This is a genomic window from Sphingomonas sp. MS122, assembly GCF_049532975.1.
Lineage (GTDB): Bacteria > Pseudomonadota > Alphaproteobacteria > Sphingomonadales > Sphingomonadaceae > Sphingomonas.
Map to the genome: position 1 here is coordinate 605,867 of NZ_CP186695.1, position 16,635 is coordinate 622,501.

At 70.1% G+C, this 16,635-nt stretch carries 14 protein-coding genes; 8 read left to right on the forward strand and 6 right to left on the reverse strand.

The genetic code is table 11. The features are described from left to right. Nucleotides 1-176: 176 nt before the first annotated feature. The 7 genes from ACO227_RS02875 (at nt 177) to nagE (ending at nt 8,566) form a co-directional block, all read left to right on the forward strand. Nucleotides 177-917, forward strand: coding sequence for a GntR family transcriptional regulator (locus tag ACO227_RS02875; RefSeq protein ID WP_423605118.1), 741 nt, complete (start codon nt 177-179; stop codon nt 915-917). A 79-nt stretch (nt 918-996) separates the two neighbouring features. Then, nucleotides 997-1,275 (forward strand): hypothetical protein, encoded by a 279-nt coding sequence (locus ACO227_RS02880; protein ID WP_423605120.1) that lies wholly within the window; start codon nt 997-999, stop codon nt 1,273-1,275. Continuing rightward, nucleotides 1,218-2,078, forward strand: coding sequence for an acyltransferase family protein (locus tag ACO227_RS02885; RefSeq protein WP_423605121.1), 861 nt, complete (start codon nt 1,218-1,220; stop codon nt 2,076-2,078). The genes ACO227_RS02880 and ACO227_RS02885 overlap by 58 nt, the downstream gene beginning before the upstream one ends. A 100-nt stretch (nt 2,079-2,178) precedes the next feature. Next, nucleotides 2,179-3,222 carry an SIS domain-containing protein gene (locus tag ACO227_RS02890; protein ID WP_423605123.1) on the forward strand — a complete coding sequence of 348 codons (1,044 nt, stop codon included), beginning with the start codon at nt 2,179-2,181 and terminating at the stop codon, nt 3,220-3,222. Continuing rightward, on the forward strand, nt 3,219-4,385 hold the full coding sequence (nagA, locus tag ACO227_RS02895) for an N-acetylglucosamine-6-phosphate deacetylase (protein WP_423605125.1): 1,167 nt from the start codon (nt 3,219-3,221) through the stop codon (nt 4,383-4,385). The genes ACO227_RS02890 and nagA overlap by 4 nt, the downstream gene beginning before the upstream one ends. A gap of 15 nt (nt 4,386-4,400) precedes the next feature. Beyond that, complete coding sequence (gene ptsP / locus ACO227_RS02900) at nt 4,401-6,890, forward strand: phosphoenolpyruvate--protein phosphotransferase (RefSeq protein ID WP_423605126.1); 2,490 nt, start codon at nt 4,401-4,403, stop codon at nt 6,888-6,890. After that, complete coding sequence (gene nagE, locus ACO227_RS02905; RefSeq protein WP_423605128.1) at nt 6,887-8,566, forward strand: N-acetylglucosamine-specific PTS transporter subunit IIBC; 1,680 nt, start codon at nt 6,887-6,889, stop codon at nt 8,564-8,566. Before ptsP ends, nagE begins: the two co-directional genes overlap by 4 nt. A gap of 9 nt (nt 8,567-8,575) precedes the next feature. On the opposite strand, the gene ACO227_RS02910 is transcribed toward nagE, so the two are convergent. Genes ACO227_RS02910 through ACO227_RS02935 form a run of 6 tightly spaced genes read right to left on the reverse strand, consistent with a single transcriptional unit; the run spans nt 8,576 to nt 13,857 of the window. Then, complete coding sequence (locus tag ACO227_RS02910; RefSeq protein ID WP_423605130.1) at nt 8,576-9,271, reverse strand: response regulator; 696 nt, start codon at nt 9,269-9,271, stop codon at nt 8,576-8,578. 10 nt (nt 9,272-9,281) lie between these two features. Further along, nucleotides 9,282-9,866 (reverse strand): potassium-transporting ATPase subunit KdpC, encoded by a 585-nt coding sequence (gene kdpC / locus ACO227_RS02915; protein ID WP_423605131.1) that lies wholly within the window; start codon nt 9,864-9,866, stop codon nt 9,282-9,284. Nucleotides 9,867-9,876: 10 nt separating this feature from the next. After that, entirely contained in the window at nt 9,877-11,904 is a 2,028-nt protein-coding gene (gene kdpB, locus ACO227_RS02920; RefSeq protein ID WP_423605132.1) for a potassium-transporting ATPase subunit KdpB, read from the reverse strand. 11 nt (nt 11,905-11,915) lie between these two features. Continuing rightward, nucleotides 11,916-13,619, reverse strand: coding sequence for a potassium-transporting ATPase subunit KdpA (kdpA, locus tag ACO227_RS02925; protein ID WP_423605133.1), 1,704 nt, complete (start codon nt 13,617-13,619; stop codon nt 11,916-11,918). A gap of 13 nt (nt 13,620-13,632) precedes the next feature. Continuing rightward, entirely contained in the window at nt 13,633-13,722 is a 90-nt protein-coding gene (gene kdpF, locus ACO227_RS02930; protein ID WP_343521491.1) for a K(+)-transporting ATPase subunit F, read from the reverse strand. Nucleotides 13,723-13,725: 3 nt separating this feature from the next. Next, entirely contained in the window at nt 13,726-13,857 is a 132-nt protein-coding gene (locus tag ACO227_RS02935) for a hypothetical protein (RefSeq protein ID WP_423605134.1), read from the reverse strand. A 116-nt stretch (nt 13,858-13,973) separates the two neighbouring features. On the opposite strand from ACO227_RS02935, the gene ACO227_RS02940 reads away from it, so the two are divergent. Further along, nucleotides 13,974-16,610 (forward strand): DUF4118 domain-containing protein, encoded by a 2,637-nt coding sequence (locus tag ACO227_RS02940; RefSeq protein ID WP_423605136.1) that lies wholly within the window; start codon nt 13,974-13,976, stop codon nt 16,608-16,610. Nucleotides 16,611-16,635: the final 25 nt, after the last annotated feature.

Here is a 16,635-nt window from a genome sequence, read left to right on the forward strand (position 1 = left end):
GCCGAGCTGCGAGGGCGTTCCGCACCTAGTTTGACATTCGGATTGGTTTTATATTCGTATTGCAGGTGCGATGGAGAATTGCGCGTCGGCGATTGACGGTTGGGCACCAATGCAACACACGTGACGGCCTTGATTGGTATTATCCCGCTGCGCAGCAAAAATGTGGAGCAAATGTCTTGTCGCTGATCGAACGTGTGGGTCCACTCCAGAAGGACGATCCGACTCCACTCTATCTCCAGCTGCAGAAGATCCTGCGCGATGCGATCGAGAGCCAGGTGGTGAAGGCGGAGGAGGCGATCCCCACCGAGCGCGACCTGGCCGAGGAGTTCGGCGTCTCGCGCATCACCGTGCGCAAGGCGATCGACGGACTGGTCGGCGACGGGATGGTGGCGCGGCGCCGCGGCGCCGGCACCTTCGTCTCGCGCCCGCGCGTCGAGAAGAGCTTCTCCAAGCTCACCTCCTTCTCGCAGGACATGATCTCGCGCGGCCGCCGGCCGCACAGCAAATGGGTGAGCCGCACCGCCGGCTCGGTGACGCCCGAGGAAGCGCTGTCGCTCGGCCTGTCGCCGGGGTCGCTGGTCTATCGCTTCCATCGCATCCGCTACGCCGACGATACGTCGATGGCGCTCGAATATGCGACTATTCCGGCCTATTGCCTGCCCTCGCTCGAGGTCGTTGGTGACTCGCTCTACGCGGCTCTCGACGCCGCGGGGCACCTGCCCGTGCGCGCGCTCCAGCGGCTGCGCGCGATCGCCTTCACCGCCGAGCAAGCCGAAGTGCTTGGCATCGAACCTGGCGCGCCGGGGCTGTTCATCGAGCGCCGCGGCTTCCTGTCCGATGGCCGCACCGCCGAATTCACCCAGAGCTATTATCGCGGCGACGCCTATGACTGGGTCGCCGAGCTCAACAGCGGCTGACGCGCACTAATACCAGTCGCCGCTTGACTATTACCAATAGCAGATCAATCACCAGCGCTTCACCAAGGGGGAGGGTGCGGTGCGTCTGATCTCGCTCGATGTGCTGCGCGGCGCGACCGTCGCGGGGATGATCCTGGTCAACTCGGCTGCGGCGATGAAATGGGGCGCCCATGCCGATGTCGCACCGATCCTGCTGCACAAGAGCTGGGAGGGGCTGACCCTCGCCGACCTGGTCTTTCCCGGCTTCCTGACCATGGTGGGATCGCGATCCCCTTTTCCCTGCGGGACCGTGAAGGGGCCGTGCCGCAGCAGGGCCGTATCCTCGCGCGCACGGCGCGGCTGGTGCTGCTCGGCCTGATCCTCTCCAACCTCTACTGGGCCGCGGACTTCGCCGCGCGCGCCTGGCGCCCGTTCGGCGTGCTCCAGCGGATCGGCCTGGTCTATGGTGCGTGCGCGCTGCTGTTCCTCGTCGCGGGGCCGCGCGCGCGGCTGGCGCTAATCGCCATCCTGCTGATCGGCTATTGGCCGCTCACGTTGCTCCCGGCGCTCGATGGCCTGCCCAACGACGTCTGGCAGCGCGGTCACAATTTCGTCGCCTCGGTCGATCGCGTCCTGCTCGGGGGCCACCGCTATGTGAAGGGTCCCGAGGGTTACGACCCCGAGGGTATTCTGGGCACGCTGCCCGCGATCGCGCAGGGCCTGATCGGCGTCGCGATCGGCGAGTTGCTGCTGCGCCGCACGCAGGGCCGGACTCGACTCCTGCTTCTCGCCGGCGCCGCGATGGTCGCGGCCGGGCTCGGCTGGAGCCTCGTCTTTCCGATCGTCAAGGACATCTGGTCGAGCAGCTTCGTGCTCGTTACCGCCGGCATCACCGCGCTCGCCCTCGCCGCGCTTCATGCCGTGCTCGATCGCGAGGACCGCGCGCCAGGGTTCGCCGCCACGGCGATGATCGCGTTCGGCGCCAACGCCATCGCCGCCTATACGCTGCATCAGGTCACCGCGAGCGTCGTCACCTGGGACCTGCTGCTCGTTCCGTTCCACGCGACCCGTACGACGCTTGGCGACCCGATCGCCTCGCTGATTCCCGTTCTCCTCTATATGCTGCTTCTGTGGGGCGCGATGGAATGGCTGCGCCGCAAGCGGTGGTTCGTGAAAGTCTGAACTGGCCGAGAATACCTCTTGATGAGACCAATATAACCTATATAGTACCAGACAGGATCCGGCGCGGCCGGCAAGCGGATGGAACGGGAGGGCGATGCACATGGCGGCGGGCTCGGCATTGGCCGGCGGCGCGACCCGGATGGAGTGCGAGGCGGCCGAGGCCGGCGCGGCAGTCGCCCGCATGCTCGCCGCGAACGGCGAGGCCTTCGCCGCGATCGGTGCGCGGCTGCGCGCCGCGCCCCCTTCGGCCGTGGTCACCTGCGCGCGCGGCTCGTCGGACCATGCCGCGACCTATGCCAAGTATCTGATCGAGACGCGCACCGGCGTCCCGGTCGCTTCCGCCGCCCTGTCGGTCGCGTCGCTCTATGATGCGCCGGTCGCGCCCGGCAACCGGCTGTGCCTCGCCATCTCGCAATCGGGCAAGAGCCCCGACCTGCTCGCCACCGTTGCCCAACATCGCGCGGCCGGTGCCTTCGTCGTCGCAATGGTCAATGCCGAGGAAGCGCCGCTGCGCGACCTCGCGGATGTCGTGATCGCGCTCAGCGCCGGCCCCGAGCAGTCGGTCGCGGCGACCAAATCCTATATCTGCTCGCTCGCCGCCATCGCGGCGCTCACCGGGGCCTGGGCGGAGGATGCCGAACTGGTCGCGGCCGTCGATGCGCTCCCCGCCCGGCTCGAAGCGGCGTGGCAGCTCGACTGGTCCCCCGCCGTGCGCGCGCTGGCCGACGCCGACAACCTCTTCGTGCTCGGTCGCGGCTATGGCTATGGCATCGCGCAGGAAGCGGCGCTCAAGTTCAAGGAGACCTGCGCGCTCCATGCGGAAAGCTTCAGCGCGGCCGAGGTGCGCCACGGCCCGATGGCGATCGTGGGGCGCGACTTCCATGTTCTCGCCCTGGGCGGCAGCGACCGCGCGGGTGCCAGCGTGCGCGAAACGGTTGCCGAGTTCCGCAAGCGCGGCGCGGGGGTATTGCTCGCTGATCCGGATGCGGCCGACGCCGATCTACCCGCGCTCGCCGGCCATCCCGCGATCGAGCCGATCCTGATGGTTCAGAGCTTCTATCGCATGGCCAATGCACTCTCGCTCGCGCGCGGCTGCGACCCCGACCAGCCGCCGCATCTCAACAAGGTGACCGAGACCCTATGATCGTCCGGATCCGCAACGGGCGCATCGCAACCGCCTCCGCCGTGCTCGACGGCGCCGACATCCGTGTCGAAGGCGGCCGCGTGGTGGCGATCGATCCGGCAGGACGGGAGCGGGCCGACGCCGCGCTCGACCTCGACGGGGGCTGGCTGTTGCCCGGCTTCATCGACACCCAGGTCAACGGCGGCGGCGGCGTGCTGTTCAACGACCAGGCCGATGTCGATGCGATCGCCGCGATCGGCGCCGCGCATGCCCGTTTCGGCACGACCGCCTTCCTGCCCACGCTGATCAGCGACACCCCGGCGCAGATCGCCGAGGCCCTCGACGCGGTCGACACCGCGATCGCCCGCGGCGTGCCGGGCGTGGTCGGCATCCATGTCGAGGGGCCGTTCATCAACGAGGTCAAGCGCGGCATCCACGAGGCGCATCGCATCCGTCGGCTCGACGCCGAAATGCTCGCGCTGCTCACCGCGCCGCGGCGGGGCAAGGTGATGCTCACCCTCGCCCCGGAGATGTGCGACGAGACGGACATCCGTACGCTGGTCGCGCATGGCGTGATCGTCAGCGCCGGCCACACCAACGCCAGCTATGACCAGGCCAGGCGCGCGATCGATGCGGGGGTCACGGGCATCACGCATCTCTTCAACGCGATGTCGCCGCTGCATCATCGCGGCCCCGGCGTGGTTGGCGCGGCGTTCGATTCGGACGTGTGGTGCGGGCTGATCGTCGACGATGCGCATCTCCATCCCGCGGTGGTGCGCGTCGCGGTCAAGGTGAAGGGGATCGAGCGGTTGATGCTGATCACCGACGCGATGCCCAGTGTCGGCACGAACGACACCGATTTCATGCTCCAGGGCAAGCATATCGTGGTGCGCGACGGGGTCTGCGTGTTCGAGGACGGCACTCTCGCCGGGACGCATCTCGACATGGCCTCGGCGCTGCGCAACACCGTCGAGGTGACCGGGCTGTCCGTCCCCGAAGTCGCCGTGATGGCGAGCACCACGCCGGCGCATTTCCTGGCGCTGGGCGGGACGCATGGCGGGATCGCGCCAGGCATGCGTGCCGACTGGGTCTGGCTCGGCGCGGATCTCGAGCCGCGCGGTACCTGGATCGGCGGCGCGCCTGCGGCCGAGCCCTTCCCCGCCCTCGCCCGCGCGGCACGATAAAGGATCCGCGGCACGATGGCGTTGATCATCACTTCGCCGCTGCGGGGCCGGGCCGTCCCGCTCGACAAGGTGCCCGATCCCGTCTTCGCGCAGCGCATGATGGGGGACGGGGTCGCGATCCACCCCCTCGGCGATACGGTCCATGCGCCGTTCGACGGCGAGGTGGTGACTCTGCACGATTCGGCGCACGCCGTGTCGCTGCGCAGCGCCGAGGGGGCGGAAGTGCTGATCCATGTCGGCCTCGACACCGTCGCGCTGAAGGGCCGCGGCTTCACGCCGCTGGTCAAGGCGGGCGACAGCGTCGCGCGCGGCGATCCGCTGATCCGCTTCGACCTCGACGCGGTCGCGCTCGCTGCGACCAGTCTCGTCACCCCGGTGATCGTCACCAACGCCGAGGCGTTCACCATCACCCGCCGCACGCTCGATCAGGCGGTCGGCGCGTGCGAAGAGCTGATGGCGCTGATTCCCGCGAAAATCGCGCCGCGGCGCTGGTCCGACGACGGCACGGTGATCGCGGAAAAGGTCGCGCTCGCGCTGCCCCATGGCATCCATGCGCGTCCCGCCGCGCGGCTCGGCGAGTGCGCGCGCGGCTTCGCGGCCGAGGTGCATCTCGTCAGCGGGGACAAGCGCGGCGACGCGCGCAGCACCGTCGCCCTGCTCGCGCTCGGCACCCGGTTCGGCGATGAAGTAACGGTTGAGGCGCGCGGCGACGACGCCGAGGCCGCGCTCGCGGCGATCGTCGCGCTGCTCGGCTCCGACATGGGCGAGGCCGCGCCACCGCCTGCGCCATTGGCGCCGGTTACCGCACAGCCGCTCGAACCCGGCCAGATCGGCGGCGTCATCGCATCTCCCGGTCTCGCCATGGGTCCAGCCGCCGGCCTGCGCCAGACTGCGATCGCGGTCGAGCGCGAAGGCAAGGGCGCCGACACCGAACGCGCCGCGCTCGCCGCCGCGCGCGCCGAGGTCCGCGAGCGGATTGCCGCGCGAGCCGAGGCCGAGAGCAGCCAGGTCGCCGCGGTGATGCGCGCGCATCTCGCGCTGCTCGACGACCCCCAGCTCGCCACAGCCGCCGAGGCCCGCATCGCCGCGGGCACCAGCGCGGGCTTCGCCTGGCGCGGCGCCGTCCACGACCAGATCGACGCGCTCCGCGCAACCGGCAACGCGCACCTGATCGAGCGGATCGACGATCTGGTCGATATCGAACGTCAGGTGCTCGGCGTGCTGACCGGCGCGCGCGCCGACGCCCACGCGATTCCCCCGGGCGCGATCCTCGTCGCCGACGACCTCCTGCCCTCGCAGCTGGTCACGCTCGCCGCGCACAAGCCCGCCGGGATCGCCCTCACGCGCGGCGGGCCGACCTCGCATGTCGCGATCCTCTGCGCCGGGATGGGGCTGCCCGCCCTGGTGGCGATGGGCGACGCGCTCGACGGCGTCGCGGACGGCGCGATGCTGTTGCTGGATGCCGAGGCGGGCCACGCCACGATCGCGCCCGCGCCTCAGGTCGCGCAGGCCTTTGCCGACCGCCTCGCCGCTCGCGCAGCACGCCGCCAAGCAGCGCGCACCGCTGCCGGCGAAGCCTGTCACACCGCCGACGGCACCCGCATCGAGCTGGTCGCCAATCTCGGTAGCGTCGAGGACGCGCACGCTGCAGCGGCGCAGGGCGCGGAAGGTTCGGGCCTGGTGCGCACCGAGTTCCTGTTCCTCGGCCGCGGCGACGCGCCGTCGGAGGAAGAGCAGCTCGCCATCTATCAGGGCATCGCCGATGCGCTGCCCGGGCGGCCCGTGATCATCCGCCTGCTCGACGTCGGCGGCGACAAGCCTGCCGCCTATATCCCGATCGACGCCGAGGAGAATCCGGCGCTCGGCCAGCGCGGTATCCGCGTCGGCCTCGCACATCCGGACCTGCTCGAAACCCAGATCCGCGCGATCCTCCGCGTGCGGCCTGCCGGCCAGTGCAAGATCATGCTGCCGATGGTCGCAAGCGTCGCCGAAGTCCGCGCGGTGCGCGGGATCGTCGATCGCCTGCGCGGCGAGCTCGGCATCGAGACGCCGGTCGAGCTCGGGGTGATGGTCGAGACCCCGGCGGCCGCGATCACCGCCGACCTGCTCGCCGCCGAGGCGGGCTTCCTGTCGATCGGCACCAACGACCTCACCCAATATGTCCTGGCGATGGACCGCGGCAATCCGGCGGTCGCGGCCGGAGTCGACGCGATGCATCCGGCCGTGCTGCGCATGATCGCCGAGACCTGCCGCCGCGCGGGCGCGAAGGGCCGCTGGGTCGGGGTGTGCGGCGGCCTCGCCTCCGACCCGGCAGCGGTGCCGATCCTGATCGGGCTCGGCGCGACCGAGCTGTCGACGGTTCCCGGCTTCGTGCCCGAGGCGAAGGCGATCGTGCGCGGCGTCGCGCTCGCCGACGCCCGCGCGCATGCCGAACGCGCGCTGCAATGCACCTCCGCCGCCGAAGTCCGCGCGCTCGCCCGCGCGTTCGAGGAGTCCCGCTCATGAGAAAGATCCTCGAGACGCTCCAGCCGCTCGGCCGCGCGCTGATGCTGCCGATCGCGGTACTGCCGATCGCCGGCCTGCTGCTGCGCATCGGCCAGCCCGACCTGCTCGACATCGCCTTTATCTCGGCCGCGGGCGCGGCGATCTTCGACAATCTCGGGATTCTGTTCGCGATCGGCGTCGCGGTCGGCTTCGCGCGCGACGGCAATGGCGCGGCGACGCTGGCGGGGGTCACCTGCTATCTCGTCACCACTACCGGCGCGCAGACCTTTCTCGCCGCGCCGCCCGAGATCGGCGCGGGCCTGCCCGAAGCGGCGGCGACGCTCGCCGCCAAGAACTGGGCCGTGACTCAGGTCGACAAGCTCGAGGTGCCGATCGGCATCCTCTCCGGCCTGATCGGCGGCAAATTCTACAATCGCTTCGCGACGATCGCGCTGCCCGAGTATCTCGCATTTTTCGGCGGCCGCCGCTTCGTGCCGATCGCCGCGGGCGTCGCCGGGCTGCTGCTCGCCGCGCTCGTCGGCGGCGCCTATGCGCATATCAGCGCGGGGCTCGACACGGCGAGCCGCGCGGTCGTCAACTCGGGCGAGATCGGGCTGTTCGCCTATGGCGTCCTCAACCGGCTGCTGATCGTCACCGGGCTGCACCACATCATCAACAACGTCGCCTGGTTCGTGATCGGCGATTATGTCGGCGCGACCGGCGACCTCAGGCGCTTCTTCGCGGGTGACCCCGGTGCGGGCGCGTTCATGTCGGGCTTCTTCCCGGTGATGATGTTCGGCCTGCCCGCCGCCTGCCTCGCCATGTATCACGAGGCGCGGCCCGAGCGGCGCAAGGCGGTGGGCGGCATGCTCTTCAGCCTCGCCTTCACCAGCTTCCTCACCGGCGTGACCGAGCCGATCGAGTTCAGCTTCATGTTCCTGGCGCCGGTGCTCTACGCGATCCACGCGCTGCTCACCGGGCTCGCGATGGCGCTGATGAACCTGCTCGGCGTCAAGCTCGGCTTCGGCTTCTCGGCCGGGCTGTTCGACTATGTGCTGAACTTCAGCCTGTCGACGCGGCCGTGGCTGCTGCTGCCGATCGGCGCGGCTTACGCATTGCTCTATTACGGGCTGTTCCGGCTGTTCATCCGCAAGCTCGACCTGGCGACGCCGGGGCGCGAGAAAGGCGAGGCCACCGAGACCGAAACGGCGAGCGCCGGCAATGCACGCGGCGCCGCCTTCGTGAAGGCGCTGGGCGGCCCGGCCAACCTCACCAGCGTCGACGCCTGCACCACGCGCCTGCGCCTGATCGTCGCGGACAACCAGGCGATCGACGATGCGGCGCTGACCGCACTCGGCGCGCGCGGGATCATCCGCCCCTCGGCCAACGCGGCGCAGGTCGTGCTCGGCCCGCTCGCGGATCTGGTGGCGGAGGAGATTCGCGGGGCGCTGGGAGAACAGGGGACGGTGCAGGCCGAGCGCCCCATGATCGAAGCGCCGGCCGACAGCCCCGCCCTTCCGCTCGCGATCGTCCAGGCGCTCGGCGGCGATGCCAATATCCGGTCGCGGCGGCAGCTCCACGGCCGCCTGCGGGTCGAGGTGGACGATAGCGGCCAGGTCGACCAGCCGGCGCTCGCCGCCGCGAGCCATGGCGTCGCCGAGCCACAGCCGCGAGTCTATCACATCCTCAGCGAGTGACCCATCCGATCAGGCGGGGTGGACCGTAAGGCGGTACCCCACCCCCGGCTCGTTCAGCAGCAGCCGGGGCCGCGCTGCATCGCGTTCGAGCTTCTGGCGCAGGTTGCGCACGACAATACGCAGATACTCGACGCGGTCGAGATGCGCGGGCCCCCACACGGTCTTGAGCAATTGGGCATGGGTGATGACGCGGTCGGGCCGCTTCGCCAGCTCGGCCAGCACCTCATATTCCTTGGGCGAGAGATGCACCTCGGCACCGCCGCGCAGGACGCGGCGATGCTCGAGGTCGATCTCGACATCGTCCGCGCACACCGACTGCAGCTCCGCGCCATTGGCATTGCGGTGGCGCAGCGCGGTGCGGATGCGGGCGAGCAGCTCCTCGGTATCGAACGGCTTGACCACATAGTCGTCGGCACCGAGGTCGAGCGCGGTCACTTTCTCCGCGGTGTTCTCGCGCGCGGAGACGACCAGGATCGGCGCAGGCGTGCGCGCGCGGACGAGCTGGATCAGCTCCAGCCCGTCGCGGTCGGGCAGCCCGAGGTCGAGCAGCACTGCGCCGGGCCGGTCGATGTCCACCGCCGACAGCCCCTCGCGCGCGGTCGCGGCCTGGACCACCTGATAGCCTGCCCGCTCCAGCGTCACCGCCAGCAGCCGGCGGATCGCCGGATCGTCCTCGATCACGAGCAGCTTGTCGGCATTCGGCATCGACACAGGTTTACGGCCGCGCGGGCATCCGGTCGAGCGCGAGATTGAGCGCCAGCACGTTCACCCGCTTCTCGCCCAGCACGCCGAGCAGCGGCGTCTCGACATGGCGCCGCACCTGATCCTCGATTACCGCCACCGGCACGCCGCGCGCCGCCGCGACGCGCGCCGCCTGCGACAAGGCCGCCTCGGGGCTGAGATGGGGGTCCAGCCCCGAGGCGGAGGCCGTCACCAGATCGGCGGGGACCGATTGTCCTGGTGCAGGAAGCTGCGCGGCGACATCGGCCTTCACCCGGTCGACCAGCGCCTGGCTCGCCGGACCGAGGTTCGATCCGGCCGAGGCGGCGGCGTCGTAGCCGTCGCTGCCCGCGGCGGAGGGGCGGCCGTGAAAATAACGCGCGCCGGTGAACTTCTGGCCGAGCAGCGCGGAGCCGATGACGCGGCCGTCACGCTCGATCAGGCTGCCATTGGCCTGATAGGGGAAGGCGAGCTGGCCGATGCCGGTGAGCAGAGCCGGATAGGCGAGCCCGGTGAGCGCCGCGAACAGCAGCGTCATCACGATGGCGGGGCGAAACGCGGATTTGAGATCGTCGAGCATATGAATGTCCTCACGCCAGACCCAGGCCGGAGACGGCAAGGTCGATGAGCTTGATGCCGATGAACGGGGCGACGAGGCCGCCCAGCCCGTAGATTGCGAGGTTGCGCGCGAGCAGCGGGCCCGCCGCCATCGGGCGATAGGTCACGCCCTTGAGCGCCAGCGGCACCAGGCACGGGATGATCAGCGCGTTGAAGATGATCGCCGAGAGGATCGCGCTCTCCGGCGAACCCAGCCCCATCACATTGAGCACCCCGAGCCCCGGATAGAGCGCGACGAACATCGCGGGGATGATCGCGAAGTACTTCGCCACGTCGTTGGCGACCGAGAAGGTGGTGAGCGCCCCGCGCGTCATCAGCAGCTGCTTGCCGAGGCCGACGACCTCGATCAGCTTGGTCGGGTCGCTGTCGAGATCGACCATGTTGCCCGCCTCGCGCGCCGCCTGCGTGCCGGTGTTCATCGCCACGCCGACATCGGCCTGGGCGAGCGCGGGCGCGTCGTTGGTGCCGTCGCCGCACATCGCGACCAGCCGCCCGCCCTGCTGCTCCTTGCGGATCAGCTCGAGCTTGTCCTCGGGCGTCGCCTCGGCGAGGAAATCGTCGACCCCAGCCTCGGCGGCGATCGCGGCGGCGGTGAGCGGGTTGTCGCCGGTGATCATCACGGTGCGGATGCCCATGCGGCGCAGCTCGGCGAAGCGCTCGCGGATGCCCGCCTTGATCACGTCCTTCAATGCGACGGCACCGAGGAGCTTGCCGTCCTGCGCGACCGCCAGCGGAGTCATGCCGCCGCGCGCGATCTCGTCGGTGATGCGGCGCAGCTCGGCGGCGGCGGGGGTATCGGCAAGGCCGGGATTGGCGCGCAGGATCGAATCGACCGCGCCCTTCTGGATCAGGCCGACGCCGCTCCTGACGCCCGAGATGCGGGTCTGCGCGGTGAAGGGGATGACCTCGCTGCCCGCGGGCAGGTCGTGCGTGGAGATGCCATGCTTTTCGCGCGCCAGGATCACGATCGAGCGGCCCTCGGGCGTCTCGTCGGCGAGGCTAGCAAGCAAGGCGGCGCTGGCGAGCTGGTTGGTGCCGACGCCGGATAGCGGGCGGAACTCGCTCGCCGCGCGGTCGCCGATGGTGATCGTGCCGGTCTTGTCGAGCAGCAGCGTGTCGATGTCGCCCGCCGCCTCGACCGCGCGGCCCGACTTGGCGAGCACGTTGAAGCGCACCAGCCGGTCCATGCCCGCGATGCCGATCGCCGAGAGCAGCGCGGCAATCGTCGTCGGGATCAGCGTGATGAGCAGCGCCGCCAGGATCGCGACAGGCACGCTGCCGCGGGCATAGCTGGCGAAGCCGGGGATCGTGCTCACCGCGATCAGGAAGATGATGGTGAGGCCGACCAGCAGGATCGTCAGCGCGATCTCGTTCGGTGTCTTCTGCCGCTCGGCGCCTTCGACCAGCGCGATCATGCGGTCGAGGAAGCCCTGGCCCGGCTCCTGGGTCACGCGCACCTTGATCCGGTCGGAGATGACGCGCGTGCCTGCGGTCACCGCCGATCGGTCGCCGCCCGCCTCGCGGATCACCGGTGCGCTCTCGCCGGTGATCGCCGCCTCGTTGACGCTGGCGACGCCCTCGACCACCTCGCCGTCGGCAGGGATCAGATCTCCGGTCTCGACCAGCACCAGCTCGCCCGCGCTCAGCCGGCTCGCGGGGACCAGCTCATAGGTGTCGCCGACGCCGAGCAGCAGCTTGGCGCGCAGATCCGCCTTGGTCTCGCGCAGGCTGGCAGCCTGGGCGCGACCGCGGCCCTCGGCCAGCGCCTCGGCGAAGGTGCCGAACAGCACGGTCAGCCACAGCCAGACGATGAGCTGGAGCTGGAACGGCAGCGAGAGCTTCTCGCCGCCCCGCACGAGCAGGACGGTGAGGAGCAGCGCCACCACGGCGGTCGTGAAGAGCACCGGGTTGCGGACCAGCTGGCGCGGGGCGAGCTTGCGGAACGCGTCGCCGATCGCTGGAACGACCAGGTCGGCCTTGAAGATCGAGGATGTCGTCATGGCGATTGCCTTCAGAACAGCTGGCCGCCGGCCATCGCGAGATGATCCGCGATCGGGCCGAGGGCCAGCGACGGGAGGAAGGTGAGTCCGCCCAGGATGAGGATGATGCCGACCAGCAGGCCGACCCACAGGCCGCCCGTGGTCGGGAAGGAGCCGGCGGAGGCGGGGGTGTACTTCTTCGCCGCGAGGCTGCCCGCGATGGCGAGCACCGGAACGATCACGAAGAAGCGGCCGAGCCACATCGCGACCCCGAGCAGGCCGTTGTACCACGGCGTGCCGGCGGTGAGCCCGGCAAAGGCCGAGCCGTTGTTGCCGGTGCCCGAGGCGAAGGCATAGAGGATCTCGGTGAAGCCGTGCGGTCCCTTGTTGAGCGGCCCGGCGAGCCCGTCGGGCATCACCGCTGACAATGCGGTCATGCCGAGGATGCACAGCGGCGCGATCGCGATGGCGAGCACCGCCAGCTTGACCTCGCGCGCCTCGATCTTCTTGCCGACATATTCGGGCGTGCGCCCGACCATCAGCCCGGCGACGAACACCGCGAGGATCGCGAACAAGAGGAAGCCGTAGATGCCCGCGCCGACTCCGCCGACCACGACTTCGCCGAGCTGCATGTTGAACAGCGGGACCAGGCCGCCCAATGCGGTGAAGCTGTCGTGCATCGCATTGACCGCGCCGCACGAGGCGGCAGTGGTGACCGCGGCGAACAGCACGCTGCCGACGATGCCGAAGCGGACTTCCTTGCCCTCCATATTGCCGCCCGGGATGCCCAGCGCATGGAGGTTGGGATTGCCCGCCGCTTCCGCCCAGTAGGCGATGGCGACGCCGGCAAGGAACAGGATCGCCATCGCGGCGAGGATCGCCCAGCCCTGGCGCGTGTCGCCCACCGCCTTGCCGAAGGTCCAGGTGAGGCCCACCCCGATCAGGAAGATCGACAGCATCTGCACCAGGTTGGTGAACGCGGTCGGGTTCTCGAACGGATGCGAGCTGTTGGCGTTGAAGAAGCCGCCGCCATTGGTGCCGAGCATCTTGATCGCTTCCTGCGAGGCGACCGGGCCGAGCGCGATGTTCTGCTGCGCGCCCTCCACCGTCGTGGCGACGGTCATCGCGTCGAAGGTCTGCGGCACGCCGCTCGCGATGAGGAAGAGCGCGTAGAGGATGCAGGCCGGGAGCAGCAGGTAAAGTGTGACCCGGGTCATGTCGGCCCAGAAATTGCCCACGCCCTTCGCCTCGCGCCGCGCGAAGCCGCGGAACAGCGCGAAGGCGATGGCGATGCCGGTCGCGGCGCTCAGGAAATTGTGGATCGCGAAGCCCAGCATCTGGCTGAGATTGGTCATCGCCACCTCGCCGGCATACCATTGCCAGTTGGTGTTGGTGGTGAAGCTGATCGCGGCGTTCATCGCCCCGTCCGGCCCGATCGCGCCGAGGCCGCGCGGGTTCATCGGCAGCACCGCCTGCAGCCGCAGGATCGCGTAGGTCAGCAGCAGCAGGGCAAGGTTGAACAGGAGCATGTGCAGCGCGTAGCGGCGCCAGCCCTGCTCCTCGTTCGGGTCGATCCCCGAGAGGCGGTAGAAGCCGCGCTCGACGGGGCCGAGCACGGCGTGGAGCGGCGTGCGCCGCCCCTCGTAAAGCGCATGGAGCCACATGCCCATCGGCTTGGCCAGCGCGGCGAGGATGGCGACGAAGAGCGCGATCAGCGCCCAGCCAGTCAGGGTCATCGTGCGTCCCCCGTCAGAATTTCTCGGGCCGCAGCAGCGCCGCGACCAGATAGGCGAGCAGGCCGAGCGCGGTGAGCCCGGCGAGAATGAGGTGAGTCGTCATGCGTCAGGCTCCGTCGCACAGGCGGACGAAGGCCAGCGTCAATGCGACCAGCCCGCCCAGAATGGCGAGCCACAGAAGGTCCAGCATCGGATCGGTCCCGTTGTCGCCGCCCCGAATGGCGGCCCGGCCGCTCACCTAGGGACGGAGGGCGTAAAGGTTCGACGGCGAATGCGGCCGCGGCGCATTAAGAAAGCATAAGCATCGCGCGGCCGGGCGTGGCGCAATGTCGGCGCGCGGCGTAAGGACGGCGCATGCCATCCGACGACCAGCGCCCCTCCCCCGAAGCCCTGCTGCGCGCGGCCAGGCGGGAAGCGCGCGGCAAGCTCAAGATCTTCCTCGGCGCGGCGCCGGGCGTGGGCAAGACCTTCGAGATGCTGCGCGAGGGCGCCGAACGGCTCAGCGCGGAGGTGGATGTCGTCGTCGCAGTCGTCGACACCCATGGCCGCGCCGAGACCGAGGCGCTGACCGCGCCGTTCGAGATCATCCCGCGCCGCACGATCGACTATCGCGGGCACAAGCTCACCGAGATGGATCTCGACGCGGTGCTCGCCCGCCGCCCGGCGCTCGCGCTGGTCGACGAGTTCGCCCACACCAATGTCGAGGGCAGCCGCCATCCCAAGCGCTGGCAGGACGTGATGGAGCTGCTCGACGCGGGCATCGACGTCTACACCACGCTCAACATCCAGCATGTCGAGAGCCTCAACGACGTCGTCGCCAGCTTCACCCGCGTGCGCGTGCGCGAGACCGTGCCCGACGGGGTGTTCGAGGGCGCCGAGATCGAGGTGGTCGACCTGCCCCCCGACGAGCTGATCGAGCGGCTCAAGGACGGCAAGGTCTATATCCCCGACGAGGCCTCGCGCGCGCTCGGCCACTTCTTCTCCAAGCCCAATCTGTCGGCATTGCGCGAGATGGCGCTGCGCCGCGCCGCGCTCAGCATCGACCAGGCGCTGGTCGAGCATCTCGACGAGGGCGCCCTGCCCGGCACCTATGCCGGCGGCGAGCGCGTACTCGTCGCGGTCAGCGAGCTGCCCGGCGCGGACGCGATCGTGCGCGCGGCGAAGCGGCTCGCCGATGCGCTCAAGGCGCCGTGGCAGGCGGTCTATATCGAGACGCCGCGCGCGCAGCGGCTGAGCGAGGAGGCCAAGCGCCGCGTCGCCGAGACACTGCGGCTGGCGGCGACACTGGGCGCGACGATCGCGACGCTGCCGGCGGAGCGGGTGATCGACGGCCTCGCCCAGCATGTCCGCGACACGCGCGCGACTCAGCTGGTGCTGGGCAAGTCGGTGCGAAGCTGGTGGTTCGAGCTGCGCCACGGCTCGGTCGTGGCGGCGATGCTGCGCGCGCGCGACGGGCTCGCCGTGCACGTCATCCCCTCCGCGCCGGGCATCGCCGCGAACGAGGCGAGCGGGTCGGGCCAGGGCTGGGGGCCGGGCTCCGCCTATCTCATCGTCACGGCGCTGGTGGCGGGGGCGACGCTGCTCGGCCATCTCGCCGAGCCGCTGATCGGGCTGGCCGGGGTGGACCTGATCTTCCTGCTGCCAGTGATCCTCGCATCGAACCGTTACGGGCTGCGGCCCGGGCTCGCGGCCGGACTGCTGTCGGCGCTCGCCTATAATTTCTTCTTCCTGCCGCCGCTGCACACCTTCACCATCGCCGATCCGCGCAGCGTCCTCACGCTGTTCGTGCTGATGGGGGTCGCCGCGTTCACCGCGCATCTCGCGGGCCGGCTCAAGACCCGGGCGACGATCGGCGCCCGCAGCGCGCTGGAGAATGCGGCGGTCGCCGCGTTCGGCCAGTCGCTCGCGCGCGTGTCCGACTGGCAGTCGACGAGCGAGGTCGTGTGCACCGAGCTGGCGGCGCTGTTCGACCTCCAGGTCGTGCTGCTCAACGAGCGCGAGGGGGTGCTGACGATCGTCGCCGCGTCCCCGCCCGGCGCCACGCTCAGCCCGGTCGATCGGGCGGCGGCGGAGTGGAGCTGGTCGCGCGGCGAGCTCGCCGGCAGCGGCACCGCGACGCTCAACGCCGCGGACTGGCAATTCCATCCGCTCAAGACCGCACTCGGCGTGCTCGCGGTCGTCGGCCTCTCGCACGGCGACGGCCGCGATCCGGTCAGCGCCGATCGCGCGGTGCTGCTGCAGACGCTGCTCGGCCAGGCGGCGCTGGCGCACGAGCGGCTGAGCCTCGAGAGCCAGGTGCGCGAGGTGGCGCTGCTCAAGGAGCGCGACCGGCTGCGCGCGGCGCTCTTGTCCTCCATCGGGCATGACCTGCGCACGCCGCTGACCGCCGTTTCCGGGGCGATCGATGCGATTGCGGCCGAGCACCCGGACGCCGAGACGATCCCCCTCGCCCGCACCGAAGTGGCGCGTCTGCGCCGTTTCCTCGACAATCTCGTCGACATGATCCGCATCGATTCGGGCGCGCTCACCTTGTCGCTCGAGCCGATCGACCTGACCGACGCGGTCGGCAGCGCGGTCCACGATCTCAAGGAAGCGCTGCGCGGCAAGCATATCGACCTCAAGGTGCCCGCCAACCTGCCGCTGGTGCGGGCGGATCCGACATTGCTGCACCACATCCTCATCAACCTGCTCGCCAACGCCGCGCAGCATGGCGGGGGTGACGGCCGGATCGTGATCGAGGGGCGGCGCACCCCCGACAACGTCGAGCTTGCGATCCGCGACCATGGCCGCGGCCTTCTGCCCGGCATGGAGCATCGCGTCTTCGATACCTTCGCGCAGGGCGAAGGCGGCGACCGGCATGGCGGCAGCGGGCTCGGGCTCGCCATCGTCAAGGGTTTCGCCGACGCGATGCAGGTCGGCGTGCGAGCGGCGAATCACCCCGATACCGGCGCGGTGTTCACCCTGGTCTTCTCGCAGATCGCCGACGTCTGACCGCGGCCCATCGTCGCCTCCCCGC

Coding starts and splice junctions, on each gene's coding strand:
- ACO227_RS02890 (WP_423605123.1), top strand. CDS start 2,179: ATGGCGGCGGGCTCGGCATTGGCCGGCGGCGCGACCCGGATGGAGTGC.
- nagA (WP_423605125.1), top strand. CDS start 3,219: ATGATCGTCCGGATCCGCAACGGGCGCATCGCAACCGCCTCCGCCGTG.
- ptsP (WP_423605126.1), top strand. CDS start 4,401: ATGGCGTTGATCATCACTTCGCCGCTGCGGGGCCGGGCCGTCCCGCTC.
- nagE (WP_423605128.1), top strand. CDS start 6,887: ATGAGAAAGATCCTCGAGACGCTCCAGCCGCTCGGCCGCGCGCTGATG.
- ACO227_RS02910 (WP_423605130.1), bottom strand. CDS start 9,271: ATGCCGAATGCCGACAAGCTGCTCGTGATCGAGGACGATCCGGCGATC.
- kdpC (WP_423605131.1), bottom strand. CDS start 9,866: ATGCTCGACGATCTCAAATCCGCGTTTCGCCCCGCCATCGTGATGACG.
- kdpB (WP_423605132.1), bottom strand. CDS start 11,904: ATGACGACATCCTCGATCTTCAAGGCCGACCTGGTCGTTCCAGCGATC.
- kdpA (WP_423605133.1), bottom strand. CDS start 13,619: ATGACCCTGACTGGCTGGGCGCTGATCGCGCTCTTCGTCGCCATCCTC.
- kdpF (WP_343521491.1), bottom strand. CDS start 13,722: ATGACGACTCACCTCATTCTCGCCGGGCTCACCGCGCTCGGCCTGCTC.
- ACO227_RS02940 (WP_423605136.1), top strand. CDS start 13,974: ATGCCATCCGACGACCAGCGCCCCTCCCCCGAAGCCCTGCTGCGCGCG.